Origin of the sequence: Pseudomonas sp. R3-56 (assembly GCF_051132075.1) — a bacterium.
Classification (GTDB): Bacteria; Pseudomonadota; Gammaproteobacteria; order Pseudomonadales; family Pseudomonadaceae; genus Aquipseudomonas.
Map to the genome: position 1 here is coordinate 1,834,789 of NZ_CP071657.1, position 23,909 is coordinate 1,858,697.

General features: G+C 62.0%; 25 protein-coding genes. 23 read left to right on the plus strand and 2 right to left on the minus strand.

Going from position 1 to position 23,909, the window contains the following annotated elements:
* The first annotated feature begins 1 nt into the window (after position 1).
* The 21 genes from fliM (at position 2) to J3P96_RS08500 (ending at position 19,550) form a co-directional block, all read left to right on the plus strand.
* Positions 2–970 carry a flagellar motor switch protein FliM gene (fliM, locus tag J3P96_RS08400; RefSeq protein WP_053120288.1) on the plus strand — a complete coding sequence of 323 codons (969 nt, stop codon included), beginning with the start codon at positions 2–4 and terminating at the stop codon, positions 968–970.
* A gap of 71 nt (positions 971–1,041) precedes the next feature.
* Positions 1,042–1,500, plus strand: a complete 459-nt coding sequence (gene fliN, locus J3P96_RS08405; protein WP_305499620.1) for a flagellar motor switch protein FliN — start codon at positions 1,042–1,044, stop codon at positions 1,498–1,500.
* Positions 1,501–1,938, plus strand: coding sequence for a flagellar biosynthetic protein FliO (gene fliO / locus J3P96_RS08410; protein WP_305499621.1), 438 nt, complete (start codon positions 1,501–1,503; stop codon positions 1,936–1,938). It begins immediately after the preceding gene.
* Positions 1,938–2,687: a flagellar type III secretion system pore protein FliP gene (gene fliP, locus J3P96_RS08415; protein WP_434572641.1), complete on the plus strand. Its 750-nt coding sequence runs from the start codon at positions 1,938–1,940 to the stop codon at positions 2,685–2,687. Before fliO ends, fliP begins: the two co-directional genes overlap by 1 nt.
* Before the next feature lie 23 nt (positions 2,688–2,710).
* Positions 2,711–2,980, plus strand: a complete 270-nt coding sequence (fliQ, locus tag J3P96_RS08420) for a flagellar biosynthesis protein FliQ (RefSeq protein WP_003184009.1) — start codon at positions 2,711–2,713, stop codon at positions 2,978–2,980.
* A 10-nt stretch (positions 2,981–2,990) separates the two neighbouring features.
* The gene (gene fliR, locus J3P96_RS08425) at positions 2,991–3,767 is read left to right on the plus strand and encodes a flagellar biosynthetic protein FliR (RefSeq protein WP_370871115.1); all 777 of its coding nucleotides are present in this window, start codon (positions 2,991–2,993) and stop codon (positions 3,765–3,767) included.
* A gap of 3 nt (positions 3,768–3,770) precedes the next feature.
* Positions 3,771–4,907 carry a flagellar biosynthesis protein FlhB gene (gene flhB, locus J3P96_RS08430; protein ID WP_434572644.1) on the plus strand — a complete coding sequence of 379 codons (1,137 nt, stop codon included), beginning with the start codon at positions 3,771–3,773 and terminating at the stop codon, positions 4,905–4,907.
* A gap of 231 nt (positions 4,908–5,138) precedes the next feature.
* Positions 5,139–7,268 (plus strand): flagellar biosynthesis protein FlhA, encoded by a 2,130-nt coding sequence (gene flhA, locus J3P96_RS08435; RefSeq protein ID WP_434656490.1) that lies wholly within the window; start codon positions 5,139–5,141, stop codon positions 7,266–7,268.
* Positions 7,269–7,279: 11 nt separating this feature from the next.
* A complete protein-coding gene (flhF, locus tag J3P96_RS08440) occupies positions 7,280–8,629 on the plus strand; it encodes a flagellar biosynthesis protein FlhF (RefSeq protein WP_434629250.1) in 1,350 nt (449 codons plus the stop codon).
* Positions 8,630–8,745: 116 nt separating this feature from the next.
* Positions 8,746–9,576: a flagellar synthesis regulator FleN gene (fleN, locus tag J3P96_RS08445; protein WP_003184001.1), complete on the plus strand. Its 831-nt coding sequence runs from the start codon at positions 8,746–8,748 to the stop codon at positions 9,574–9,576.
* Positions 9,573–10,316 (plus strand): RNA polymerase sigma factor FliA, encoded by a 744-nt coding sequence (gene fliA, locus J3P96_RS08450; RefSeq protein ID WP_014337177.1) that lies wholly within the window; start codon positions 9,573–9,575, stop codon positions 10,314–10,316. The genes fleN and fliA overlap by 4 nt, the downstream gene beginning before the upstream one ends.
* 167 nt (positions 10,317–10,483) lie before the next feature.
* Positions 10,484–10,855, plus strand: coding sequence for a chemotaxis response regulator CheY (locus J3P96_RS08455; protein ID WP_003183998.1), 372 nt, complete (start codon positions 10,484–10,486; stop codon positions 10,853–10,855).
* Between the two features lie 18 nt (positions 10,856–10,873).
* Complete coding sequence (locus J3P96_RS08460; RefSeq protein ID WP_434629252.1) at positions 10,874–11,659, plus strand: protein phosphatase CheZ; 786 nt, start codon at positions 10,874–10,876, stop codon at positions 11,657–11,659.
* Positions 11,660–11,689: 30 nt separating this feature from the next.
* Positions 11,690–13,948, plus strand: a complete 2,259-nt coding sequence (locus J3P96_RS08465; RefSeq protein ID WP_434656491.1) for a chemotaxis protein CheA — start codon at positions 11,690–11,692, stop codon at positions 13,946–13,948.
* A 48-nt stretch (positions 13,949–13,996) separates the two neighbouring features.
* Positions 13,997–15,133, plus strand: coding sequence for a protein-glutamate methylesterase/protein-glutamine glutaminase (locus tag J3P96_RS08470; protein ID WP_434656492.1), 1,137 nt, complete (start codon positions 13,997–13,999; stop codon positions 15,131–15,133).
* A complete protein-coding gene (locus tag J3P96_RS08475; RefSeq protein ID WP_434572657.1) occupies positions 15,133–15,873 on the plus strand; it encodes a flagellar motor protein in 741 nt (246 codons plus the stop codon). Before J3P96_RS08470 ends, J3P96_RS08475 begins: the two co-directional genes overlap by 1 nt.
* Positions 15,874–15,888: 15 nt before the next feature.
* Complete coding sequence (gene motD, locus J3P96_RS08480; RefSeq protein ID WP_434572659.1) at positions 15,889–16,773, plus strand: flagellar motor protein MotD; 885 nt, start codon at positions 15,889–15,891, stop codon at positions 16,771–16,773.
* Positions 16,774–16,822: 49 nt separating this feature from the next.
* Positions 16,823–17,614 (plus strand): ParA family protein, encoded by a 792-nt coding sequence (locus J3P96_RS08485; protein ID WP_434656493.1) that lies wholly within the window; start codon positions 16,823–16,825, stop codon positions 17,612–17,614.
* 96 nt (positions 17,615–17,710) lie between these two features.
* A complete protein-coding gene (locus J3P96_RS08490) occupies positions 17,711–18,595 on the plus strand; it encodes a chemotaxis protein CheW (protein WP_434656494.1) in 885 nt (294 codons plus the stop codon).
* 72 nt (positions 18,596–18,667) lie between these two features.
* Positions 18,668–19,153, plus strand: coding sequence for a chemotaxis protein CheW (locus J3P96_RS08495; protein ID WP_003199144.1), 486 nt, complete (start codon positions 18,668–18,670; stop codon positions 19,151–19,153).
* 1 nt (position 19,154) lies between these two features.
* Positions 19,155–19,550, plus strand: a complete 396-nt coding sequence (locus tag J3P96_RS08500; protein ID WP_434601459.1) for a DUF2802 domain-containing protein — start codon at positions 19,155–19,157, stop codon at positions 19,548–19,550.
* Positions 19,551–20,432: 882 nt separating this feature from the next.
* On the opposite strand, the gene J3P96_RS08505 is transcribed toward J3P96_RS08500, so the two are convergent.
* Positions 20,433–20,762, minus strand: a complete 330-nt coding sequence (locus J3P96_RS08505) for an EscU/YscU/HrcU family type III secretion system export apparatus switch protein (protein ID WP_434572665.1) — start codon at positions 20,760–20,762, stop codon at positions 20,433–20,435.
* A complete protein-coding gene (locus J3P96_RS08510) occupies positions 20,759–22,330 on the minus strand; it encodes a flagellar hook-length control protein FliK (protein WP_434656495.1) in 1,572 nt (523 codons plus the stop codon). The genes J3P96_RS08505 and J3P96_RS08510 overlap by 4 nt, the downstream gene beginning before the upstream one ends.
* Positions 22,331–22,528: 198 nt before the next feature.
* Here J3P96_RS08510 and ccmA point away from each other — a divergent pair, with 198 nt between their 5' ends.
* A complete protein-coding gene (gene ccmA, locus J3P96_RS08515) occupies positions 22,529–23,164 on the plus strand; it encodes a cytochrome c biogenesis heme-transporting ATPase CcmA (RefSeq protein WP_434656496.1) in 636 nt (211 codons plus the stop codon).
* Positions 23,161–23,829, plus strand: coding sequence for a heme exporter protein CcmB (gene ccmB / locus J3P96_RS08520; protein ID WP_434572671.1), 669 nt, complete (start codon positions 23,161–23,163; stop codon positions 23,827–23,829). Before ccmA ends, ccmB begins: the two co-directional genes overlap by 4 nt.
* The last annotated feature ends 80 nt before the right edge of the window (positions 23,830–23,909 follow it).

The following is a 23,909-nucleotide window of genomic DNA, read 5'->3' on the forward strand; positions in this document are numbered from 1 at the left end:
CATGGCCGTGCAGGACTTGTTGTCCCAGGACGAAATCGACGCGCTGTTGCATGGTGTCGACGACGGCCTGGTGCAGACCGAAAACGCTGCTGAACCGGGCAGCGTCAAAAGCTACGACCTGACCAGCCAGGATCGCATCGTTCGCGGACGCATGCCGACCCTGGAAATGATCAATGAGCGTTTTGCCCGTTACACCCGCATCAGCATGTTCAACATGCTGCGCCGTTCGGCCGACGTGGCCGTCGGTGGCGTGCAGGTGATGAAATTCGGCGAATACGTGCACTCGCTGTACGTGCCCACCAGTCTCAACCTGGTGAAGATCAAGCCGTTGCGCGGCACTGCGCTGTTCATCCTCGACGCCAAGCTGGTGTTCAAGCTGGTGGATAACTTCTTCGGCGGTGACGGCCGTCACGCCAAGATCGAAGGCCGCGAATTCACGCCGACCGAGCTGCGCGTCGTGCGCATGGTGCTGGAGCAGGCTTTCATTGATTTGAAGGAAGCCTGGCAGGCGATCATGGAAGTCAACTTCGAGTACATCAACTCGGAAGTTAACCCGGCCATGGCCAACATCGTCGGTCCGAGCGAAGCCATTGTCGTGTCGACTTTCCACATCGAACTCGACGGTGGCGGCGGCGACCTGCACGTGACCATGCCGTACTCGATGATCGAGCCGGTGCGCGAAATGCTCGACGCCGGTTTCCAGTCGGACCTCGACGACCAGGACGAGCGCTGGATCAATGCGTTGCGCCAGGACGTGCTGGACGTCGACGTGCCGATCGGCGCGACGGTTGCCCGGCGCCAGCTGCGCCTGCGGGACATCCTGCATATGCAGCCGGGGGACATCATCCCCGTCGAGATGCCGGAAGACATGATCATGCGCGCCAATGGCGTGCCGGCCTTCAAGGTCAAGATGGGCTCTCACAAAGGCAACCTCGCGTTGCAAGTGATCGAGCCGATCGAACGCCGCTGAGTGCTGTCAATCGCTTAAGTTTGTAATGGATTTCTAGTTTTTTACCGATTCTTGCCCGCCGAGGAAACATGATGGCTGACGATATGAATACCCAGGATGACCAGGCGCTGGCCGACGAATGGGCTGCGGCCCTGGAAGAAACCGGCGACGCCGGGCAGGCCGATATCGATGCGCTGCTGGCCGCCGATACCGGCAACCACGCTTCCAATCGCATGCAGATGGAAGAGTTTGGCAGCGTGCCGAAAAGCAATGAGCAAGTCACCCTCGACGGGCCGAACCTGGACGTGATTCTCGACATCCCGGTGTCGATTTCCATGGAAGTGGGCAGCACCGACATCAACATCCGCAACCTGTTGCAGCTCAACCAGGGCTCGGTGATCGAGCTGGATCGCCTGGCCGGTGAACCGCTGGACGTACTGGTCAACGGTACCCTGATCGCCCATGGCGAAGTGGTGGTGGTCAACGAGAAGTTCGGCATTCGCCTGACGGACGTGATCAGCCCGAGCGAACGCATCAAGAAGCTGCGCTGAATGAAAGGCTTTCTCGCCGCAGCCTTGATGCTGCCGTTCAGCGTGCTGGCGGCCGAGCCCGCGGCCACGGCGGCGGTTGCGCCGGCAAGTGGCGGCAGCATGGCCGGGCAATTGGCGCAGTTGGTGCTGGGCCTGCTCGTGGTGCTCGGGTTGATTTTTTTCCTCGCGTGGATGCTGCGGCGCGTGCAACAGGCGGGGCCTGCCGGCAAAGGCCAGGTCATCGACATCATCAGTTCCCGCGCGCTCGGCCCGCGGGATCGGCTGGTGCTGGTGCAAGTTGGCAACGAGCAGATCCTGCTCGGCCTGAGCCCTGGCACGATCACCGCTTTGCACGTTCTCAAGGAGCCGGTCCAGGTGCCCGCCACCGAGCAGGCCACCCCCGAATTTGCCCAGCGGCTCATGGAACTGCTGGGTAAAGATCAGAAGGATAAAAAGTAATGCCGTTGCGCATTCTGTTGGCGCTGGCCCTGTTGCTGGCTGCACCGTTGGCGTTTGCCGCCGACCCGTTGTCGATTCCGGCGATCACGTTGGGCACCAACGCCGAAGGGGCTCAGGAGTATTCGGTCAGCCTGCAGATCCTGCTGATCATGACCGCGCTGAGTTTCATCCCGGCGTTCGTCATGCTGATGACCAGTTTCACCCGGATCATCATTGTCTTTTCGATCCTGCGCCAGGCCCTGGGTTTGCAGCAGACGCCGTCGAACCAGATCCTCACGGGCATGGCGTTGTTCCTGACCATGTTCATCATGGCGCCAGTCTTCGACCGGGTGAACCGTGATGCGCTGCAACCCTACCTGGCCGAAACCCTCAGCGCCCAGGACGCGGTGGCCAGGGCCCAGGTGCCGATCAAGGATTTCATGCTCGCCCAGACTCGCAGCAGCGACCTGGAGCTGTTCATGCGCCTGTCCAAGCGCACCGACATCGCCAGCCCCGACCAGGCCCCATTGACCATCCTGGTGCCAGCGTTCGTGACGTCCGAGCTGAAAACGGCGTTCCAGATCGGTTTCATGATCTTCATCCCGTTCCTGATCATTGACCTGGTGGTCGCCAGTATCCTCATGGCGATGGGTATGATGATGCTGTCGCCGCTGATCATTTCATTGCCGTTCAAGATCATGCTGTTCGTGCTGGTGGATGGCTGGGCCTTGATCATCGGTACGCTGGCGGGCAGTTTCGGCGGTGTTTAGACCACTTGCGCGGGTAGCACGATATGACGCCTGAAGTAGCGGTAGACCTGTTCCGCGAAGCACTCTGGCTGACCACCATGATGGTTGCCATCCTGGTGATTCCGAGCCTGCTGGTGGGCTTGCTGGTGGCGATGTTCCAGGCCGCCACGCAGATCAACGAACAGACCCTGAGCTTCCTGCCGCGCCTGCTGGTGATGCTGGTGACGCTGATCGTCGCCGGTCCGTGGCTGGTGCAAACCTTCATGGAATACATCCTGCAGCTGTACGGCAGTATTCCCCAGTTGATCGGCTGACCCGATGTCGATGCTCGAACTGACGGACACTCAGATCAGCAGCTGGGTGGCGTCGTTTATCCTGCCGCTGTTTCGCGTCACCGCCGTGCTGATGAGCATGCCGGTCTTCGGCACGACCCTGGTGCCAGGCCGTGTGCGCCTGTACCTGGCCGTGGCAATCACCGTGGTCATCGCGCCCGGACTGCCGCCGATGCCACCGGTCAATGCCCTTGACCTCAGTGCGCTGATGCTGGTGGCCGAGCAGATCCTCATTGGTGTCCTGCTGGGGTTTTCACTGCAGCTGTTCTTCCAGGCGTTCGTGGTGGCCGGGCAAATCATTTCGATCCAGATGGGCATGGCGTTCGCCTCCATGATCGACCCCACCAACGGCGTCAACACCGCGGTCATCGGGCAGTTCCTGACGATGCTGGTGACGTTGCTGTTCCTCGCCATGAACGGGCATCTGGTGGTGTTTGAAGTGCTCACCGAGAGCTTCACCACGATGCCGGTGGGCAGTGCGATGCTGGTCAATCATTTCTGGGACATCGCCGGCAAGCTCGGCTGGGTCCTGGGGGCGGCGATGCTGCTGGTATTGCCAGCCATTACCGCGCTGCTGGTGGTCAACATCGCTTTTGGCGTGATGACCCGCGCGGCGCCGCAACTGAACATTTTTTCCATCGGCTTCCCCCTCACGCTGGTGCTGGGCATGGTGATCTTCTGGGTCAGCCTGGGGGATATTCTCAACCAGTATCAGCCGTTGGCCACCCAGGCCTTGCAGCTGCTACGCGACATGGCACAGGCGCGCTGAACCATGGCTGAGAGCGAAAGCGGTCAGGACAAGACAGAAGACCCCACGGAGAAACGCACCAGGGAGTCCCGCGAGAAGGGTGAGATCGCCCGCTCCAAGGAGCTCAACACCCTGGCGATCATGCTCGCCGGCGCTGGCGGCTTACTGATCTATGGCGGCGGGCTGGCGCTGGAACTGCTGGAAATCATGCGCCTGAATTTTTCCTTGCCTCGGGAAGTATTGCTGACCCCTGGCGCCATGACGCAGTACCTGCTGCATTCGGGCAAGATCGCGCTTCTGGCGATTCAGCCCGTGCTGATTTTTTTATTGTTGGCGGCATTCATCGGCCCGATTTCCCTGGGTGGATGGCTCTTCGCCGCCGGCAGCCTGGCACCCAAGTTCAGCCGGATGAACCCGGCCGCCGGCATCAAGCGCATGTTTTCCACCACGGCGCTGGTGGAGCTGCTCAAGGCTTTCGGCAAGTTCCTGCTGGTCCTGTCCGTCGCGTTGGTGGTGCTGGAGGGCGACATCGACGATCTGCTGCGCATCGCCCATCAACCGCTGGAACAGGCCATCATTCATAGCGTGCAGCTGGTGGGATGGAGCACGTTGTGGATGTCTTGCGGCCTGATCCTGATCGCTGCCATCGATGTGCCGATCCAGCTCTATCAGAGCAAGCAGAAGCTGATGATGACCAAGCAGGAAGTGCGCGACGAGCACAAGGACGCGGAGGGCAAGCCGGAGGTCAAGCAGCGGATTCGCCAATTGCAGCGCGAGGTCTCCCAGCGGCGCATGATGGCGGCGATTCCCGATGCCGACGTGGTCATCACCAACCCGACCCACTATGCGGTGGCGCTCAAATACGATCCTGAAAAAGGCAATGCGCCGGTGCTGCTGGCCAAGGGTAGTGATTTCCTGGCGTTGAAAATCCGCGAAATCGCCGTTGCCAACGAAGTGATGCTACTCGAATCGCCGGCGCTGGCGCGCTCGATCTACTACTCCACCGAACTCGATCAGGAAATTCCCGGAGGTCTGTACCTGGCTGTGGCCCAGGTGCTGGCCTACGTCTACCAGATCCGCCAGCACCGCGCCGGCAAGGGCAAGCGTCCCGAACCGCTCAAGGACCTGCCGATCCCGCCGGATTTGCGGCGTGACTCCTGAATGGTGTTGCGCAAAGTCCAATGTGGGAGCGAGCTTGCTCGCGATTGCGGTCTTTCAGTCACCGCTTGTATCAACTGACCTACCGCATCGCGAGCAAGCTCGCTCCCACAGTTAGTTACTCCCTAAGCCTTCTATTTCAAGCTTTTGCAAAAGTTGGAAAGCTTCTTGCAATACCCCGTCTGCGCCCCCTCCGGGCGTCAAAAACTTGCTTCACAGGAACGGGGAATATTGGTGGATCGCTCTCAGTTATTCAGCACCGCACGCAGCAACGTAGCCGACCTCAGCCGGGGGAATCTGGGTGTGCCGCTGTTGCTGCTGGTCATGCTCGCCATGATGATGCTGCCGATACCGCCGTTCCTGCTCGACGTGTTCTTTACGTTCAACATTGCGCTGTCCATCGTGGTACTGCTGGTCTGCGTATACGCTCTGCGGCCGCTGGATTTCGCGGTGTTCCCGACCATCCTGTTGGTCGCCACGCTGATGCGCCTGGCGCTGAACGTGGCGTCCACCCGCGTGGTCATGCTCCACGGCCAGGACGGCCACGCCGCCGCCGGTAAGGTGATCCAGGCCTTCGGTGAGGTGGTGATCGGCGGTAACTACGTGGTCGGTATCGTGGTCTTCGCCATCCTGATGATCATCAACTTCGTCGTGGTGACCAAGGGTGCCGGGCGGATTTCCGAGGTCAGCGCACGTTTCACCCTCGATGCGATGCCCGGCAAGCAGATGGCGATCGACGCCGACCTCAACGCCGGCCTGATCGATCAGAACCAGGCCAAGGCTCGTCGTCTTGACGTGGCTCAGGAGGCCGAGTTCTACGGTTCCATGGACGGTGCGAGCAAGTTCGTGCGTGGCGACGCCATCGCCGGCCTGCTGATCCTGTTCATCAACCTCATCGGCGGCATGGCCGTCGGTATCTTCCAGCACGGTATGACGTTCGGTGATGCTGGCAGAGTTTACGCCTTGCTGACCATCGGTGACGGTTTGGTGGCGCAATTGCCATCACTGTTGTTATCCACAGCTGCCGCGATCATGGTGACCCGTGCTTCGGGCTCCGAAGACATGGGCAAGCAGATCAATCGCCAGATGTTCGCTTCGCCCAAGGCCCTGGCCGTGGCGGCCGGCCTGATGGCGGTGATGGGTATCGTGCCGGGCATGCCCCACGTGTCGTTCCTGAGCATGGCTGCCCTGGCTGCTGGTGGCGCCTACCTGTTCTGGAAAAAGCAGAACGGGCAAAAGGTCCAGGCGCTGGAAGAGGTCAAGCGTCAGCAGGAACTGCTGCCATCGCCGGCGCGGGCCATGGAAACCAAGGAGTTGGGTTGGGACGATGTGACGCCGATCGACATGATCGGCCTGGAAGTCGGCTACCGCCTCATCCCACTGGTCGACCGCAACCAGGGTGGTCAACTGCTGGCCCGGATCAAGGGCGTGCGCAAGAAGCTGTCCCAGGACCTGGGCTTCCTGATGCCCACCGTGCATATCCGCGACAACCTCGATCTGGCCCCGAGCGCCTATCGCCTGACGCTCATGGGCGTGATCCTGGCCGAAGCGGAGATCTATCCCGACCGCGAGCTGGCGATCAACCCAGGACAGGTCTACGGTTCGCTCAACGGTATTACCGCCAAGGATCCGGCTTTCGGCCTGGAAGCGGTGTGGATCGAAATCAGCCAGCGGGCCCAGGCGCAATCGCTCGGTTATACCGTGGTAGACGCCAGCACCGTGGTGGCGACCCACTTGAACCAGATTTTGTACAAGCACTCCAGTGAGCTGATCGGCCACGAGGAAGTCCAGCAATTGCTGCAAGTACTGGCCAAAGGCTCGCCAAAACTGGCCGAGGAGCTGGTGCCGGGCGTGGTGTCGCTGTCGCAGTTGCTCAAGGTGTTGCAGGCGCTGTTGGCCGAACAGGTCCCGGTGCGCGACATTCGCAGTATCGCCGAAGCCATCGCCAACAACGCTTCGAAGAGTCAAGATACCGCCGCGTTGGTCGCTGCGGTGCGGGTCGGCGTATCCCGCGCAATCGTCCAAAGCATTGTAGGCACTGAGTCTGAGCTGCCTGTGATCACGCTGGAGCCAAGGTTGGAACAGATATTGCTCAATAGTCTGCAGAAGGCAGGACAAGGCTCGGAAGAGGGTGTTCTGCTGGAGCCAAGCATGGCCGAGAAGCTGCAGCGTTCGTTGATCGACGCAGCCCAGCGGCAAGAGATGCAAGGCCAACCGGTGATCCTGCTGGTGGCCGGTCCGATTCGCGCGATGCTCTCGCGGTTCGGGCGCCTCGCGGTCCCGGGGCTGCATGTGCTGGCGTACCAGGAAATACCGGACAACAAGCAAGTGACCATCGTTGCGACAGTAGGGCCCAACGGCTGAGGTAGTGGTTTATGCAAGTGAAGCGTTTTTTTGCCGCCGATATGCGTCAGGCCATGAAGCTGGTACGTGACGAGCTGGGCGCTGAAGCAGCCATCATCGGTAATCGCCGGATCGCCGGCGGTGTCGAGCTGACGGCTGCCCTGGATTACAAATTGTCGGCGCTGGCCCCGCGGGTTCCGAACATGGAGCTTGAGGATGAGCTGCGCAAGACCCAGTCGCGCATCGCCAGCGCCCAGGCCGAACTGAGCCTGCGCAGCAGCGAAGGCGAAGGCAGCGCGGGGACCAATCGTCAATTGTTCGCCGGCCAGCCACTGACGGCCGGCCTGCCGCTGACCGCTGCCGAACCGCTGATCGAGCCAGCCCAGGCCGAGCCGCGTCGTCCGGCACCGGCGCCAGCCGCGCCAGCCGCGGGTGTCGACCCACGTGCCCTGGACTCGATGCGCTTTGAACTCAACAGCCTGCGTGAGCTGATGGAAGTCCAGCTTGGCTCGTTGGCCTGGAACCAGCTGCAAGGCAGCCGTCCGGCCCAGGCCAACCTGTGGCGTCGCCTGCAACGCATCGGCTTGTCCGGCCCGTTGTCCCGCGACCTGCTGGCACTGATCAACGATATCGAAGAGCCTCGCCAGGCCTGGCGCATGCTGTTGGCGCACCTGGCGCGGATGATCGCCACGCCGGAAGTCGAGCCGCTGGAAGAGGGCGGGGTGATTGCCATGGTCGGCCCGGCCGGCATGGGCAAGACCACCACCCTGGCCAAGCTCGCCGCCCGTTATGTACTCAAGTACGGCGCCCAGAGCATCGCCCTGGTGAGCATGGACAGTTTCCGCATCGGCGCCCAGGAGCAACTCAAGACTCTGGGCCGGATCCTCAATGTGTCGGTGACCCATGTGGATCCGGGCCAATCGCTGGCCCAGGCGCTGGAACCACTGCTGCGCAAGCGCGTCGTGCTGATCGACACCGCCGGCCTGCAAGCCAGCGATCCGGCCCTGCGCATGCAGTTGGAAAGCCTGGCCGGGCGTGGCATCAAGTCAAAAAATTATCTCGTGTTGGCAACCACCAGCCAGAAACAGGTTCTAACCGCCGCATACCACAGCTACAAACGCTGCGGGCTGGCCGGCTGCATCCTGACCAAGCTGGACGAAACGGCAAGCCTGGGCGAGGTGTTGAGCCTGGCGATCGGTCATGAACTACCGGTGGCCTACCTGACCGACGGGCCGCGGATCCCGGATGATTTGCATCTGCCGCGCCGTCATCAACTGGTCAGTCGTGCCGTGAGTGTGCAAATGCAGGAAGAACCCAGCGACGAAGCCATGGCTGACATGTTCGCTGACATCTACCACAGCCCGACCAAGCAGGTCGGCTGAGGTAATCATGAATATTTTTTGTACCTACATCGATGGTCTGCCATGCATTGTTCCGTATGCGAACGCGCAGCCAGTAATGTGGCCTCCGTCTAAGTAAGACAAGGTAAAGAACGAACATGGGCAGCATGCATCCCGTACAGGTGATCGCGGTGACCGGCGGCAAAGGTGGCGTCGGGAAGACTAACGTGTCAGTGAACTTGTCCCTGGCTCTGGCAGAGCTTGGCCGACGGGTCATGCTGCTGGACGCCGACCTGGGCCTGGCGAACGTCGACGTGCTGCTGGGGCTCACCCCCAAGCGCACGCTGGCGGACGTGATCGAAGGCCGCTGCGAACTGCGCGACGTGCTCCTGCAGGGGCCTGGCGGGATTCGCATCGTGCCGGCCGCCTCCGGTACCCAAAGCATGGTGCACCTGACCCCGGCGCAGCACGCCGGCCTGATCCAGGCTTTCAGCGACATCGGCGACAACCTCGATGTGCTGGTGATCGACACGGCCGCCGGTATCGGTGACTCGGTGGTCAGTTTTGTCCGCGCCGCCCAGGAAGTCCTGCTGGTGGTCTGCGACGAACCGACCTCCATCACCGATGCCTACGCCCTGATCAAACTGCTTAACCGCGACTATGGCATGAACCGCTTCCGCGTCCTGGCCAACATGGCCCAGAGCCCGCAGGAAGGACGCAACCTGTTCGCCAAGTTGACGAAGGTCACGGATCGCTTCCTGGACGTCGCCCTACAATATGTCGGCGCAGTGCCTTACGACGAAAGCGTACGCAAGGCTGTCCAGAAACAACGTGCCGTCTATGAAGCTTTTCCACGTTCCAAATGCGCGCTGGCGTTCAAGGCTATCGCCCAGAAGGTCGATACCTGGCCGCTGCCGGCCAACCCTCGCGGGCATCTGGAATTTTTCGTCGAGCGTCTCGTGCAACAAACGGCAGGGCCCGTGTTATGACAGCCAGCGGTTACAACCATCTCTACAAAAAATCGGCACGGGACGCCCAGTACGAACTGATCGAGCGTTATGCGCCGTTGGTCAAGCGCATCGCCTATCACTTGCTGGCACGCTTGCCGGCCAGCGTCCAGGTCGAAGACTTGATCCAGGCGGGCATGATCGGCCTGCTCGAAGTGTCGAACAAATACGACGCGAGCAAGGGCGCCAGTTTCGAAACATATGCCGGTATCCGGATTCGCGGAGCGATGCTCGATGAAGTCCGCAAGGGCGACTGGGCGCCGCGTTCGGTGCACCGCAATACCCGTATGGTCAGTGACGCGATCCGTGCGATTGAAGCTAAAACCGGGCGTGACGCTAAAGATCACGAAGTTGCGGCCGAACTCCAGTTGAGTCTCGATGATTATTACGGGATTTTGAACGATACCTTGGGCAGCCGCCTGTTCAGTTTCGACGACCTTTTGCAGGACGGCGAGCACGAAGGGCTGCACGAGGACAATGCGAGTGCTCACATGGAGCCGTCGCGTGACCTGGAAGACGAACGTTTCCAGAGCGCGCTGGCGGATGCGATTGCCAATTTGCCGGAGCGTGAGCGACTGGTCTTGGCGCTGTACTACGACGAAGAGCTGAACCTCAAGGAAATCGGTGAGGTCCTGGGGGTCAGCGAATCGCGGGTCAGCCAGTTACACAGCCAGTGCGCGGCCCGCTTGCGGGGGCGTTTGGGGGAGTGGCGAGCGCGCTGACAGGCAGTGTGGGGACGCTGCGAGCGGGGCTGGCATGGCATGTGCCGGGCCAGTCTCCATCCGTGGGACTCCATACCGTTGTCGAGTGTTGTGCCGGATTGATTGAAATGGCGCGTCCAGGTGCTGGGCGCGTTTAAGACTGCTTGGAGGTCGAATTGGACAAGAACATGAAAATCCTCATCGTTGATGACTTCTCAACGATGCGGCGGATCATAAAAAACCTGTTGCGTGACCTCGGGTTCACCAACACGGTCGAGGCTGACGATGGCACCACTGCCATTCCAGTCCTCAACAGCGGGAGCATCGACTTTCTGGTGACTGACTGGAACATGCCCGGCATGACCGGTATCGACTTGCTGCGCCACGTGCGCGCCGATGAAAAACTCAAGCACCTGCCGGTGCTGATGGTCACCGCCGAAGCCAAGCGCGAGCAGATCATCGAAGCAGCCCAGGCCGGTGTAAACGGCTATGTGGTCAAACCCTTCACGGCCCAGGCGTTGAAAGAGAAGATCGAAAAAATCTTCGAACGCATCGGTTAACGGCGCCACGGGGGAGCTATGGACAACGAATCTTCAATGGGCGATTTCGAATCGACCCTGAAAAAACATGCCCGCGAACTGGTCGACAGCCTTGAAAAGGGCCGCTTCGGTGACGCGGTTCAAATGATTCATGAGCTCAACCAGACCCGTGACCGCGGTCTGTACCAGGAAGTCGGCAAGCTCACCCGTGAACTGCACAGCGCGATCGTCAATTTCCAGATCGATCCGAACATGCCACAGGCCGAGGAGGTCTCGCAGATCACCGACGCCACCGAGCGCCTCGGGTATGTGGTCAAGCTGACCGAAGCCGCGGCCAACCGCACCATGGACCTGGTGGAAAGCGCTACTCCGCTGGTCAACGGCCTGAGCGAGGAAGCCCAGGCGTTGAGTACCGATTGGGGGCGCTTCATGCGTCGCGAAGTCGGTGCCGAGGAGTTTCGCGAGTTGGCCCGTCGGGTCGACGGTTTCCTGACGCGCAGCAGCAGCGAAAACCGCGCCGTGGCGAGCAATCTCAATGACATCCTGCTGGCCCAGGACTACCAGGACCTGACAGGCCAGGTGATCAAGCGCGTGACCCAGTTGGTCACCGAAGTGGAAAGCAATTTGCTCAAACTGGTGCTCATGGCCAGCCAGGTCGATCGCTTTGCCGGCATCGAACACGACCGCGAGGCGATGCTTGCTGAAAAAGATCCACAAAAACATCTCTCTCAGGGTGAAGGTCCGCAGATTCATGCCGATAAAAGAGAAGACGTTGTGTCCGGTCAGGACGATGTGGACGATTTGCTGTCCAGCCTTGGATTTTGAGTTTTAGCCCTATTTTAGGAGCAGCCATTAATGAGCTTCGGCGCCGATGAAGAGATCCTTCAGGATTTCCTGGTTGAGGCCGGCGAGATTCTAGAGCAACTGTCCGAACAGCTGGTCGAGCTGGAAAGCCGACCAGATGATGCGGATCTGCTCAATGCAATTTTTCGCGGTTTCCACACTGTAAAAGGAGGCGCCGGCTTCCTCCAGCTCAATGAGCTGGTGGAGTGCTGCCACATTGCCGAAAACGTGTTCGACATCCTGCGCAAGGGGGAGCGTCGCGTTGACTCGGAATTGATGGACGTCGTGCTCGAAGCGCTGGATGCGGTCAACAGCATGTTCAGCGAAGTGCGCGAGCGTTCGCCGATCACCCCGGCCACGCCTGAGCTGCTCGCTGCGTTGGCGCGGCTGGCCGAGCCGCAGTCGGCTGACGAAGCCGCGCCGGTTGCCGAGGCTGTGGCTGAAGAGCCGGTTGCCGAGGAATCGGGTGACATTACCGACCACGAATTTGAATCGCTGCTGGACTCGCTGAGTGCCGTCAAGGCCCAGGCCGAGGCTCCGGCCGCACCCGCCGCAACCGCTGCGCCAGCCGCTGCTGCTGCCCCTGGCAGTGATGAAATCACCGACGCCGAGTTCGAGTCGTTGCTCGACCAGCTCCACGGCAAGGGCCAGTTCGCTCCTGATGCCGTTGCCGCCCCGGCGGCCCCGGCCGCGCCGAAGGCTGCGGGGGATAACTCCGACATCACCGACGACGAATTCGAAGCATTGCTCGACCAGTTGCATGGCAAGGGCACCTTTGCCGTCGATGCGCTGGATTCGGCCATCGCTGCTGCGCCAGCCCCGGCCAAGCCAACCGCGGCCGCCGCCGGTGGCGACCTGATCAGCGACCACGAATTCGAATCCCTGCTCGACGAATTGCACGGCAAGGGCAAGTTCAGCGAAGTCGGCACGGCCACCGCCGCGCCTGCCGCCGCCACTGCTGCGCCGGCCGCCAAGGCCGCGCCCAAGCCCGCTGCCAAGGCACCGGAGCCGAAGGCCGAGACACCCAAGCCTGCCGCCGCCGCAGCGCCGGCACCAGCCCGTGCGCCGTCTGCGCCGCCTGCGGAGAAACCGGCCAGCGAAGCCGAGACCACCGTTCGGGTCGACACCGCGCGCCTGGACGAAATCATGAACATGGTCGGCGAACTGGTGCTGGTGCGTAACCGCCTGGTGCGCCTGGGCCTCAACAGCCAGGACGAAGCGATGTCCAAGGCCGTGTCGAACCTCGACGTGGTCACGGCTGACCTGCAGACCGCGGTCATGAAGACCCGGATGCAGCCGATCAAGAAAGTCTTCGGGCGCTTCCCGCGCCTGGTTCGTGACCTGGCTCGCCAGCTCAAGAAAGAGATCAACCTGGAACTGGTGGGTGAAGAGACCGACCTCGACAAGAACCTTGTCGAGGCCCTGGCCGACCCGCTGGTCCACTTGGTGCGCAACGCGGTCGACCACGGCATCGAGTCGCCGGAAGAGCGCGAGGCCTCGGGCAAGGTCCGCAGCGGCAAGGTGATCCTGGCCGCCGAGCAGGAGGGCGACCACATCCTGCTGTCGATCTCCGACGACGGCAAGGGCATGGACCCGCACGTACTCCGCGCGATCGCGGTGAAACGTGGCGTGATGGACAAGGACGCGGCCGACCGCCTGAGCGACACCGAGTGCTACAACCTGATTTTCGCTCCGGGCTTCTCGACCAAGACCGAGATCTCCGACGTGTCGGGTCGTGGCGTGGGCATGGACGTGGTGAAAACCAAGATTTCCCAGCTCAACGGCTCGATCAACATCTACTCGACCAAGGGCCAGGGCTCGAAAATCGTCATCAAGGTCCCGTTGACCCTGGCGATCATGCCGACCCTGATGGTAATGCTGGGCAACCAGGCCTTCGCCTTCCCGCTGGTCAACGTCAACGAGATCTTCCACCTCGACCTGTCTCGCACCAACGTGGTTGACGGCCAGGAAGTGGTCATCGTGCGGGACAAGGCGCTGCCGCTTTTCTACCTCAAGCGCTGGCTGGTCAGCTCCGCCGCTCATGTCGAGCAGGGCGAGGGCCACGTGGTGATCCTTTCGGTGGGCACCCAGCGGATCGGCTTCGTCGTCGACCAGTTGGTGGGCCAGGAAGAAGTGGTCATCAAGCCGTTGGGCAAGATGCTTCAAGGCACCCCGGGCATGTCCGGCGCCACCATCACCGGCGACGGCCGCATCGCGTTGATTCTCGATGTGCCTAGCATGCTCAAGCGCTACGCCGCCCGGCGTATTTGATTCTGGAGGGGTGCGGCCTGGCGCCGCGCCTCGTCTAACGGAGTGTTTATGGTAGTTAAAGTCCTGGTGGTGGACGATTCGGGGTTCTTCCGCCGCCGCGTCTCGGAAATTCTTTCGGCGGACACCAGCATTCAGGTCGTCGGTACGGCGACCAACGGCAAAGAGGCGATCGATCAGGCGCTGGCGCTCAAGCCGGACGTGATCACCATGGACTACGAGATGCCGATGATGGACGGCATCACGGCGGTGCGGCATATCATGCAGCGCTGCCCGACCCCGGTGTTGATGTTCTCGTCCCTGACCCATGAAGGCGCCCGTGTCACCCTCGATGCGCTGGACGCCGGGGCGGTCGACTTCCTGCCGAAGAATTTCGAAGACATCTCGCGCAACCCGGACAAGGTCCGCCAGTTGCTGTGCGAGAAAGTCCACAGCATTTCCCGCAGCAATCGCCGGGTCAGTGCCTACAGCCCACCGGCGCCCGCGCCGGTTGTTGCGCCGATGTCCGCGCCCGCGTCTGCATCCGCGTCAAGCAGCTTCAATCCGGCCCCGGTTCGCAGTGCTCCGGCACCTGCACCGGCGCGCTCGGCACCGGCCAGCGCGGCGTCGCCGGCACCCAAGCGCAAGGCCTACAAACTGGTTGCCATCGGTACGTCCACCGGCGGTCCGGTGGCGCTGCAGCGGGTCCTGACCCAACTGCCGGCGAATTTCCCGGCGCCCATCGTGCTGATCCAGCACATGCCCGCGGCATTTACCAAGGCATTTGCCGAGCGTCTGGACAAACTCTGCCGTATCAGCGTCAAGGAAGCCGAGGACGGCGACATTCTGCGGCCGGGCCTGGCGCTGTTGGCGCCGGGTGGCAAGCAGATGATGATCGACGGCCGTGGCGCGGTGAAAATCTTGCCAGGTGACGAGCGTCTGAACTACAAGCCTTGCGTGGACATTACCTTCGGTTCTGCGGCGAAATCCTACGGCGACAAAGTTCTGGCGGTGGTCCTCACCGGCATGGGCGCTGATGGTCGCGAGGGCGCGCGCCTGCTCAAGCAGGGCGGCAGCGCGATCTGGGCCCAGGACGAGGCCAGTTGCGTGATCTATGGCATGCCCATGGCAATCGTCAAGGCCGACCTGGCCGACGCGGTCTACAGCCTGGACGACATGGGTAAACATCTGGTCGAGGCGTGCCTGTAATGGACGTGCTCAGCCTGATCGGCATCATCATGGCGTTCGTTGCCATCATCGGTGGCAATTATCTGGAAGGCGGTCACCTCGGCGCGTTGGCCAACGGTCCGGCCGCGTTGATCGTGATCGGTGGCACCGTAGGCGCTGCGCTGTTGCAGTCGCCGATGAGCGCCTTCAAGCGCGCCATGCAGGTATTGGTGTGGATTCTGTTCCCGCCGCGGGTCGACCTGGCCGGCGGCATCGACCGCGTGGTGAACTGGAGCCTGACCGCCCGCAAGGAAGGTCTGCTGGGTCTGGAAGGGGTGGCTGATGCCGAACCCGACAGCTACTCGCGCAAGGGCCTGCAATTGCTGGTCGACGGCGCCGAGCCGGAAGCGATCCGCAGCATCCTGGAGGTGGATTTCTACACCCAGGAAAGTCGCGACATCGAAGCGGCGAAAGTCTTCGAAAGCATGGGCGGCTATGCGCCGACCATCGGCATCATCGGTGCGGTGATGGGCCTGATCCATGTGATGGGCAACCTGGCCGACCCGTCGCAGCTGGGCAGCGGCATTGCCGTGGCCTTCGTCGCTACCATCTATGGCGTGGCGAGCGCCAACCTGGTGCTGCTGCCGATCGCGGCCAAGCTCAAGTCCATCGCCATGCGCCAGTCGCGCTATCGGGAAATGCTGCTGGAAGGGATCCTGTCGATCGCCGAAGGTGAAAACCCGCGCTCCATCGAATTGAAGCTCCAGGGCTTCATGGACTGATGGGAGACATGGAACATGGCACGTCGCAGACATCGTGAAGAACACGTCAACCATGAACGCTGGCTGGTTTCCTACGCCGACTTCATCACGTTGCTGTTTGCCTTTTTTGTGGTCATGTATTCGATCTCCTCGGTCAACGAGGGCAAGTACAAGGTCATTTCCGAAGCGTTGATTGGCGTTTTCACTGATTCGGACCGTGCTCTCAAGCCGATTCCCATCGGCGACGAACGCCCGAAGACGACGACCCCGGCCAAGCCGTTGGTCAAGGACAGCGAGCAGGTTGATGCTGGCATTGCCGGTGGCAGCGATCCGTTGAAAAGCATTGCCGACGACATCAGCGCGGCGTTCGGCGACCTTATCAGCTCCAACCAGATGACCGTGCGCGGCAATGAGTTGTGGGTCGAGATCGAGCTCAATTCCAGCCTGCTGTTCGGTAGCGGCGACGCGATGCCCAGCGACATGGCGTTCAATATCATCGATAAGGTCGCGGCGATCCTGAAACCGTTCGACAACCCGATCCACGTCGAAGGTTTCACCGATGACCAGCCGATCCGCACCGCGCAGTACCCGACCAACTGGGAGCTGTCGTCGGCCCGTTCGGCGAGCATCGTGCGCATGCTTGCCATGCAGGGCGTCAATCCCGGACGCCTGGCCTCGGTGGGGTATGGCGAGTTCCAGCCGGTGGCAAACAATGCCACCGCCGAAGGGCGCGCGCGCAACCGGCGGGTAGTGCTGGTGGTGTCGCGTAACCTTGATGTCCGGCGCAGCCTGACCGGTACCGGCACCGCCAATGCAAAACCCGATGCGGCATTGAAGCGGGCTGGCACACAAACTGCACCGACCCCGGTCAAGTCGCCGGAAAGACAGAACGCCGTCAATTCTCCGTCACCGGCTTTATAACCGAGCTATTTCTCGGTCGAACCCGTTTCGACCGGGAGGAACGATCCGAATGAGAGTCTGGGCAGTCGCCAATCAAAAAGGTGGTGTGGGCAAAACCACATCCTCCATCGCTTTAGCCGGTTTGCTGGCCGAGGCGGGCAAGCGCGTGGTCATCGTCGATCTGGACCCCCACGGCTCGATGACCAGCTATTTCGGCTACGATCCCGATAGCCTGGAGCACAGCAACTACGACTTGTTCCTGCACAAGGGCAGCGTGCCCGAGGGCTTGCCGGGCCAGTTGTTGCTGTCTACCAGTGACGAGCGGATTTCCCTGTTGCCCTCGAGCACGGCCCTGGCCACCCTGGAGCGCCAGTCGCCCGGGCAGGGCGGCCTGGGCCTGGTGATCGCCAAGAGTCTGGCGCAGCTGTGGCAGGATTTCGATTACGCAATCATCGACAGCCCGCCATTGCTCGGGTTACTGATGGTCAACGCCCTGGCCGCGAGCCAGCAACTGGTGATACCGGTGCAGACCGAACACCTGGCTGTCAAAGGCCTGGAGCGCATGGTCAACACCCTGGCGATGGTCAACCGCTCGCGCAAGCAATCCCTGGCGTTCAACATCGTGCCGACCCTGTTCGACCGTCGCACCCAGGCGTCCCTCGGTACCCTGCGCGTGTTGCGCGATATGTACCCCGAGGACATCTGGCAAGGTTATATCCCGGTCGATACGCGTCTGCGCGATGCCAGCCGCGCCGGCGTGACCCCTTCGCAATTCGATGGCAAGAGCCGTGGCGTCCTGGCCTATCGCGCGCTTCTCAAACATTTGCTGGCCCAGCAGCTCGTTCCGCAGCAGGTGGCTTGAAGTGACGAAGTTTTCCACAGCCGTTGTGCTTGCTTGCGGGCGCTCAAGTCCTGACGTATCCATGCCGATAACCTTTTCATGTGGCGCACAGTTCTCATGAACCGCCCGATCAAGACAACCTCGCGTCCGCAACTGGCCTTGCAGTCCTACCTGGACGGGCTCTTGCAGGAAGCGACCGAAGAATTGCCAGCGCCGCCGAGCGCGACCGAGGCGTTGCCCGAGCCCGTCGTCGAAGCTGAAGCTGAAGCTGTACTGGACGAGTTCCAGGCGGCCGTGCTCGAAGAGCAGGCCCGTGATGCACGGATTTCCATGACTGCCGCAGCGGTCGAGGCGCCGCTCGTCAAGCCGAAGGTGGCCGTGATGGAAGCGCCCGCGCCGATCCTGGCGCCGGTCTCGACCGTTGCACCGTTGTTGCAGGGCCTGGTGAGGCCGGTAGTGGAAATCCACTTGCCGCCGCCGAGCAACACACCGCCGCCGGTGCAGGGCGACGACCGTCCGGCCTGGGCCGCCGAGCCGTTCGAGTGTCTGTTGTTCGATGTGGCCGGGTTGACCCTGGCGGTGCCGCTGGTGTGCCTGGGATCGATTTATTCCCTGGCGGGGCAGGAACTGACGCCGTTGTTCGGCCAGCCGGAATGGTTCCTCGGGATCCTGCCGAGCCAGGCCGGCAACCTGAAGGTGCTGGACACCGCGCGCTGGGTCATGCCGGACCGTTATCGCGATGATTTTCGCCAGGGCCTGCAATACGTGATTTCAGTGCAAGGCTACGAGTGGGGATTGGCGGTGCATCAGGTCAGCCGTTCGCTGCGCCTGGACCCGAACGAAATCAAATGGCGCAGCCATCGAGGACAACGGCCATGGCTGGCCGGTACGGTGATCGAACACATGTGCGCCTTGCTGGACGTTTCCGAACTGGCGGAGCTGATCGCCAGCGGCGGGGCAAAACACCTGGGCGGCAGCAAGCCGGTCCAGAAACCGAAATAGGACAACCGGGGGCGCAGGGCGCCGCCGGACAGAACACACACCGCCACAGGCGGTTTTTCGAGGGGTCAGGGTATGAATGATAAGGCGTCGTCTCAAAAGGGTTCTGAAGATCCGATTCTGCAATGGGTGACCTTCAAGCTCGATAACGAAACCTACGGCATCAACGTGATGCGCGTTCAGGAAGTGCTGCGCTACACCGAGATCGCCCCGGTTCCAGGTGCGCCAAGCTATGTGCTGGGGATCATCAACCTGCGTGGCAACGTGGTCACCGTGATCGATACCCGTCAACGCTTCGGCCTGATGAACGCCGAGATCAGCGACAACACCCGGATCGTCATCATCGAAGCCGACAAGCAAGTGGTTGGCATCATGGTCGACAGCGTCGCTGAAGTGGTTTACCTGCGTCAGTCGGAAATCGAAACCGCGCCGAACGTCGGTAACGAAGAGTCCGCCAAGTTCATTCAGGGCGTGTGCAACAAGAACAACGAGTTGCTGATCCTGGTTGAACTGGACAAGATGATGAGCGAAGAAGAGTGGTCGGAACTGGAGAGTATCTGATTTGATTCTTGAGGTAGCAGTCATTGTCCTGTTCCTTTTCTGGGCAGGCACGCTGGCAATGTTCGTGTCCTATATACGCGGCCAGCGGCAGATCGCCGCTCAGCAGGCCCAGGGCGATGCGCTGCGCGATCAGCGCATCCGCGACCTGGCCAAGCGCGTCGACGACTATCAGAACGGCACCGTGCGCATGGGCGAAGCGCTCCATGAGCTGCGTGCCGTGGTCGGGCCATTGCCGGACAAACTGGCGCAGCTGGAACAGCGCGACCCCTCCAGCCTGTCCTTCGCCCAGGCCGCCCGCCTGGTCGGCATGGGCGCCAGCGTCGACGAACTGACCCAGGCGTGTGGTCTGACGCAGGCCGAAGCGGAATTGATGAGCAAGTTGCACAAGGGCGGCTGAAGCTATTTCTCCCCCTGAACCCTGTGGGAGCGAGCCTGCTCGCGAAAGCGGTGTGACAGTCAATAAAGATGTTGACTGACCCGACGCCTTCGCGAGCAAGTTCGCTCCCACAGGTTTTTCTGGCGTTCAGAAATAGTCATTCCTACCCAGACCCCGTGGCGAGGGAGCTTGCTCCCGCTCGGCTGCGCAGCGGCCGCAAAAAGCCTGGGGCCGCTGCGCGACCCAGCGGGAGCAAGCTCCCTCGCCACGGGGGTAGCGTCGTGGCTGGTCAGTAATCATCCCCGTGTTCCGCGACGTCCGTGTGGGAGCGAGCCTGCTCGCGAAAGCGGTGTGACAGTCAATGGAGATGTTGACCTGACCGGACGCCTTCGCGAGCAGGCTCGCTCCTACAGGTTTTTCTGGCGTTCAGAAATAGTCATTCCTACCCCCGTTGCTGGTCAGTAACCATTCCCGTGTTCCGTGATTTCTGTGTGGGAGCGAGCCTGCTCGCGAAAGCGGTGTGACAGTCAATGGAGATGCTGACTGACCCGACGCCTTCGCGAGCAGGCTCGCTCCTACAGGTTTTTCTGGCGTTTAGAAATAGTCATTCCTACCCCCGTTGCTGGTCAGTAACCATTCCCGTGTTCCGCGACTTCTGTGTGGGAGCGAGCTTGCTCGCGAAAGCGGCGTGATAGTCAATAAAGATGCTGACTGACCGGACGCCTTCGCGAGCAAGCTCGCTCCCACAGGTTTTTCTGATGTTCAGAAATAGTCATTTCAACCCAGACCCCGTGGCGAGGGAGCTTGCTCCCGCTGGGTCGCGCAGCGGCCCCAGGCTTTTGCGGCCGCTGCGCAGCCGAGCGGGAGCAAGCTCCCTCGCCACGGGGGTAGCGTCGTTGCTGATCAGTAATCATCCCCGCGGTCCGTCACGTCCTTTTCGACATCCTGCGCGTGGGGGTCGAAGCCTTGGGGGAATTTGCCCTTCAGGTTCCAGGCAAAGGCAATGATCTCGGCGATTGTGCGGTACAGCTCCTCGGGGATGCTGTCGCCCAACTCCAGCCGCGCCAGCAATTTCACCAATTCGGCGTTTTCATAGATCGGCACTTCGCTTTCCCGGGCGATGCGCAGGATTTCCTCGGCCAGGGCTTCGTCGCCCTTGGCGGTGAGGGTGGGGGCGTGGTGGCCGTCGTACTTGAGTGCGATGGCCTGGCGGGGTTCGGTATGGGTTGTCATGCGGTTTCGTCCACCCAGCGTTGATCCAGTCGGGTCTTGGGCCCCTGGGGCGGGGTGCCGAGGTGGCAATCCAGGTCGCCGACGTTCAGCCCGCATGTCACCAGGCGCTCGCGCAGGGCGGTCAGGTTGCTTTCGATCAGGCTTGCGGTGTACGGCCTTTGCGCCCACAGCTGGCTGGACAGGCTGCCGCCGAGCAACTGGGCCTGAATCTGCAACGGGCCCAGCGGCTCCATGTCGAACGCCAGCTCGACCTTCCACAGTTGCTGTTTCGCTTCGCGTGGTTCGCGGCGCTCGTCCGGCTGCTCCCGGGCAGGGGTTTCCTCGCGTTGGAACTTGACCTGCAATGGCACGATGTCCTGCAGGTTGCGCATCGGGATCTCCAACTGCCAAGTGCTCATCAGCCGGCCATCGTCGGTCAGCCCGGTCTGCTCCAGGCTCGATAACTGGTGGCTTTGCAGGCGCGAGACAGCGGCTGCGGCCAGACGCAACAGGTGCTCCAGATCGCCTTCTTCGTCCTGGCCTTTGAGCAGGCGTGAGGGCAGCGGAAAACTCGTGGGTTGCGGCTTGGCGCTGACCTGGCCAAGCATCCCCAAGGCACTGCGCACGAAGTTGGGCAGCGCCTGGGCCAGGGTGTTGGCGGCGATGATGGCGCTGAGATTGGTGGAAGCGGGCAGGGCCGGTGTCAGTTGGGCGATCAGTTTCAGCAGGTCGCCTTTCATGTCCGGGGCGAGGCTCGGCGGCTGCCCGGCGAGGAGTTTGCTCTCCAGGAACATGCCGCTGGCGACCATGGCCTGGGCCAGGCCCTTGGGTGTGCTCAGTTGCTGGACGTCCGGCAGACCGGCCAACAGGCGCGTTACCGCCGCGCGCAGCTCGGAGCCGGCGTCTTCGCTGGCGGGAAGGTTTTGCAGGGCGGTGAGCAAGCTGTCCAGCGAACCCTGGCGGCTCACCTGCGTAACCAGCTGCTGGCTGACCGCCAATTGTTCCTGGCGGTTGCTCAGGGGGACGAACTTCAAGGTCTGCACATCCTGCACCTGAGCGCTCAACAACGTGCCGATGCGCAGGGGCTGGGGGCTGTCGATGTCCAGGGTACTGCCGGCCTGGACGGTGTTGAGCAAACTCACCAGCGAGCGATATACCGCCGCTTGCCCTGGCAACTGCGGCAGCACCTGGCTGGTCAGCACCTTGCCTTGCAGCAACGTGCCCACCGGCAGCTGCGCGGTGTCGATGCGCGTCAAGGTGGCGACGCTGGAGGCGACGGCCTGTTGCACGGCAATCGCCAGGTTGCTGGCGGACGGCTGGGTCACGGCCAGGCTGGTGCCTTGCGGCAACGGCTGGGCGCTGGTGGCCTGCACCGTGGCCTGCCGGCCGCTTTCCAGGGTCAGCTTGAGCAACAGCTGGAAGGCCTGGTCCGCCTGCTTGAGTGACAACACCTCGGCCTTGGCTGTCTGGCCCGGGCCGATCAGCCCCTCGGCCGGCGCCAGCAACTTCAGCAGCTCGCCAGTCACTGCCGGCATACGTGTCGTTGCCGTGGGCTGGGGCAGCGGCGGGATGTTCATGTCGCCTGTCATCTGCGGTCTTACCTTGGGGAAATCAGCGCTCTTTGGAGCGAGGCTTCACATGTATAATGCCGCCCGCCTTCCAGAGAGCGGCGAAAATCTTGCATTTGTTTGACGCAGCTCTGTGGAACGGGCCGTCAATGCATCTATGCTGCATCACTTTAACGGCCGCTGCACTGCCGACTTGAACCGTATAAGGCCCGCGATCCCTTGACCAGTCCTCTCTTGCAAACCATCGGCCTCGCCTGCGAGCGAGACCTGCGGCTGCTTTTCGAAAATCTCGAATTGAGACTCTCGCGTGGCGATATGGTGCAAGTCAGTGGCCCCAACGGCAGCGGCAAGACCAGCCTGTTGCGCCTGCTGGCCGGGTTGATGCAACCCACCGCAGGCCAGGTGCTGCTCAACGGCCAGCCCCTGGACAGCCAGCGCAGCGAACTGGCCCGCAACCTGCTCTGGATCGGCCATGCCGCCGGTATCAAGGACCTGCTGACGCCGGAAGAAAACCTCAGCTGGCTGTGCGCCTTGCACCGGCCGGCCGGTCGCGAGGCGATCTGGCAGGCCCTGGCGGCGGTAGGTCTGAAGGGTTTCGAGGATGTGCCCAGCCACACACTGTCGGCCGGCCAGCAGCGCCGCGTGGCCCTGGCCCGGTTGTACCTGGACAGCCCGCCGCTGTGGATTCTCGACGAACCCTTCACCGCACTGGACAAGCAGGGCGTCACACAGCTCGAAGAGCACCTGGCCCGGCATTGCGAGAGCGGCGGCATGGTGTTGTTGACGACCCATCACACGTTGACCCGGATGCCCGCCGGCTATCGCAGCATTGACCTGGGGAACTGGGCGGTATGAGCGTCTTTGGCCTGTTGCTTGCCCGTGAAGCACGCCTGCTATGTCGGCGTCCGGCTGAACTGGCCAATCCGCTGGTGTTTTTTGCGATCGTCATCGCGCTGTTCCCGCTGGCGGTCGGTCCGGAGACTCAATTGTTGCAAACCTTGTCGCCGGGACTGGTCTGGGTGGCCGCGCTTTTGTCGGTCCTGCTCTCGCTGGACGGGCTTTTCCGCAGTGATTTCGAAGACGGTTCCCTGGAACAGTGGGTCCTTTCGTCGCACCCCCTGGCCCTTCTGGTTTTGGCCAAGGTACTGGCACACTGGGTTTTTTCCGGCCTGGCGCTGGTGCTGCTCTCGCCGCTGCTTGCGATGATGCTGGGCTTGCCCGCCGCGTGCATGCCGGTGCTGCTGTTGTCACTGTTGCTCGGCACCCCGGTGCTGAGCCTGCTCGGCGCGGTGGGTGCGGCGCTGACGGTAGGGCTCAAGCGTGGCGGCTTGTTGCTGGCGCTGCTGATCCTGCCGCTGTACATACCGGTACTGATCCTCGGCAGTGGCGCCTTGCAAGCGGCGCTGCAAGGCCTGCCGGCAACCGGTTATCTGCTGTGGCTCGGGAGCCTGACCGCCCTGGCGATAACCCTGACACCCTTTGCAATAGCCGCTGGCCTGAAGATCAGCGTCGGCGAATAATAATGCGGCCTGGTCAGGAATTGACCACTTCCACTGGAAGCGAAGGCTGACCTGGCGGCTCGTGAAGACGAGCCGCAACC

Bases quoted from the DNA above. Each gene is read 5' to 3' on its own strand.
- fliM (WP_053120288.1), top strand. From the start codon at position 2: ATGGCCGTGCAGGACTTGTTGTCCCAGGACGAAATCGACGCGCTGTTG.
- fliN (WP_305499620.1), top strand. From the start codon at position 1,042: ATGGCTGACGATATGAATACCCAGGATGACCAGGCGCTGGCCGACGAA.
- fliO (WP_305499621.1), top strand. From the start codon at position 1,501: ATGAAAGGCTTTCTCGCCGCAGCCTTGATGCTGCCGTTCAGCGTGCTG.
- fliP (WP_434572641.1), top strand. From the start codon at position 1,938: ATGCCGTTGCGCATTCTGTTGGCGCTGGCCCTGTTGCTGGCTGCACCG.
- fliQ (WP_003184009.1), top strand. From the start codon at position 2,711: ATGACGCCTGAAGTAGCGGTAGACCTGTTCCGCGAAGCACTCTGGCTG.
- fliR (WP_370871115.1), top strand. From the start codon at position 2,991: ATGCTCGAACTGACGGACACTCAGATCAGCAGCTGGGTGGCGTCGTTT.
- flhB (WP_434572644.1), top strand. From the start codon at position 3,771: ATGGCTGAGAGCGAAAGCGGTCAGGACAAGACAGAAGACCCCACGGAG.
- flhF (WP_434629250.1), top strand. From the start codon at position 7,280: ATGCAAGTGAAGCGTTTTTTTGCCGCCGATATGCGTCAGGCCATGAAG.
- fleN (WP_003184001.1), top strand. From the start codon at position 8,746: ATGGGCAGCATGCATCCCGTACAGGTGATCGCGGTGACCGGCGGCAAA.
- fliA (WP_014337177.1), top strand. From the start codon at position 9,573: ATGACAGCCAGCGGTTACAACCATCTCTACAAAAAATCGGCACGGGAC.
- J3P96_RS08455 (WP_003183998.1), top strand. From the start codon at position 10,484: ATGAAAATCCTCATCGTTGATGACTTCTCAACGATGCGGCGGATCATA.
- J3P96_RS08460 (WP_434629252.1), top strand. From the start codon at position 10,874: ATGGACAACGAATCTTCAATGGGCGATTTCGAATCGACCCTGAAAAAA.
- J3P96_RS08465 (WP_434656491.1), top strand. From the start codon at position 11,690: ATGAGCTTCGGCGCCGATGAAGAGATCCTTCAGGATTTCCTGGTTGAG.
- J3P96_RS08470 (WP_434656492.1), top strand. From the start codon at position 13,997: ATGGTAGTTAAAGTCCTGGTGGTGGACGATTCGGGGTTCTTCCGCCGC.
- J3P96_RS08475 (WP_434572657.1), top strand. From the start codon at position 15,133: ATGGACGTGCTCAGCCTGATCGGCATCATCATGGCGTTCGTTGCCATC.
- motD (WP_434572659.1), top strand. From the start codon at position 15,889: ATGGCACGTCGCAGACATCGTGAAGAACACGTCAACCATGAACGCTGG.
- J3P96_RS08485 (WP_434656493.1), top strand. From the start codon at position 16,823: ATGAGAGTCTGGGCAGTCGCCAATCAAAAAGGTGGTGTGGGCAAAACC.
- J3P96_RS08490 (WP_434656494.1), top strand. From the start codon at position 17,711: ATGAACCGCCCGATCAAGACAACCTCGCGTCCGCAACTGGCCTTGCAG.
- J3P96_RS08495 (WP_003199144.1), top strand. From the start codon at position 18,668: ATGAATGATAAGGCGTCGTCTCAAAAGGGTTCTGAAGATCCGATTCTG.
- J3P96_RS08505 (WP_434572665.1), bottom strand. From the start codon at position 20,762: ATGACAACCCATACCGAACCCCGCCAGGCCATCGCACTCAAGTACGAC.
- J3P96_RS08510 (WP_434656495.1), bottom strand. From the start codon at position 22,330: ATGACAGGCGACATGAACATCCCGCCGCTGCCCCAGCCCACGGCAACG.
- ccmB (WP_434572671.1), top strand. From the start codon at position 23,161: ATGAGCGTCTTTGGCCTGTTGCTTGCCCGTGAAGCACGCCTGCTATGT.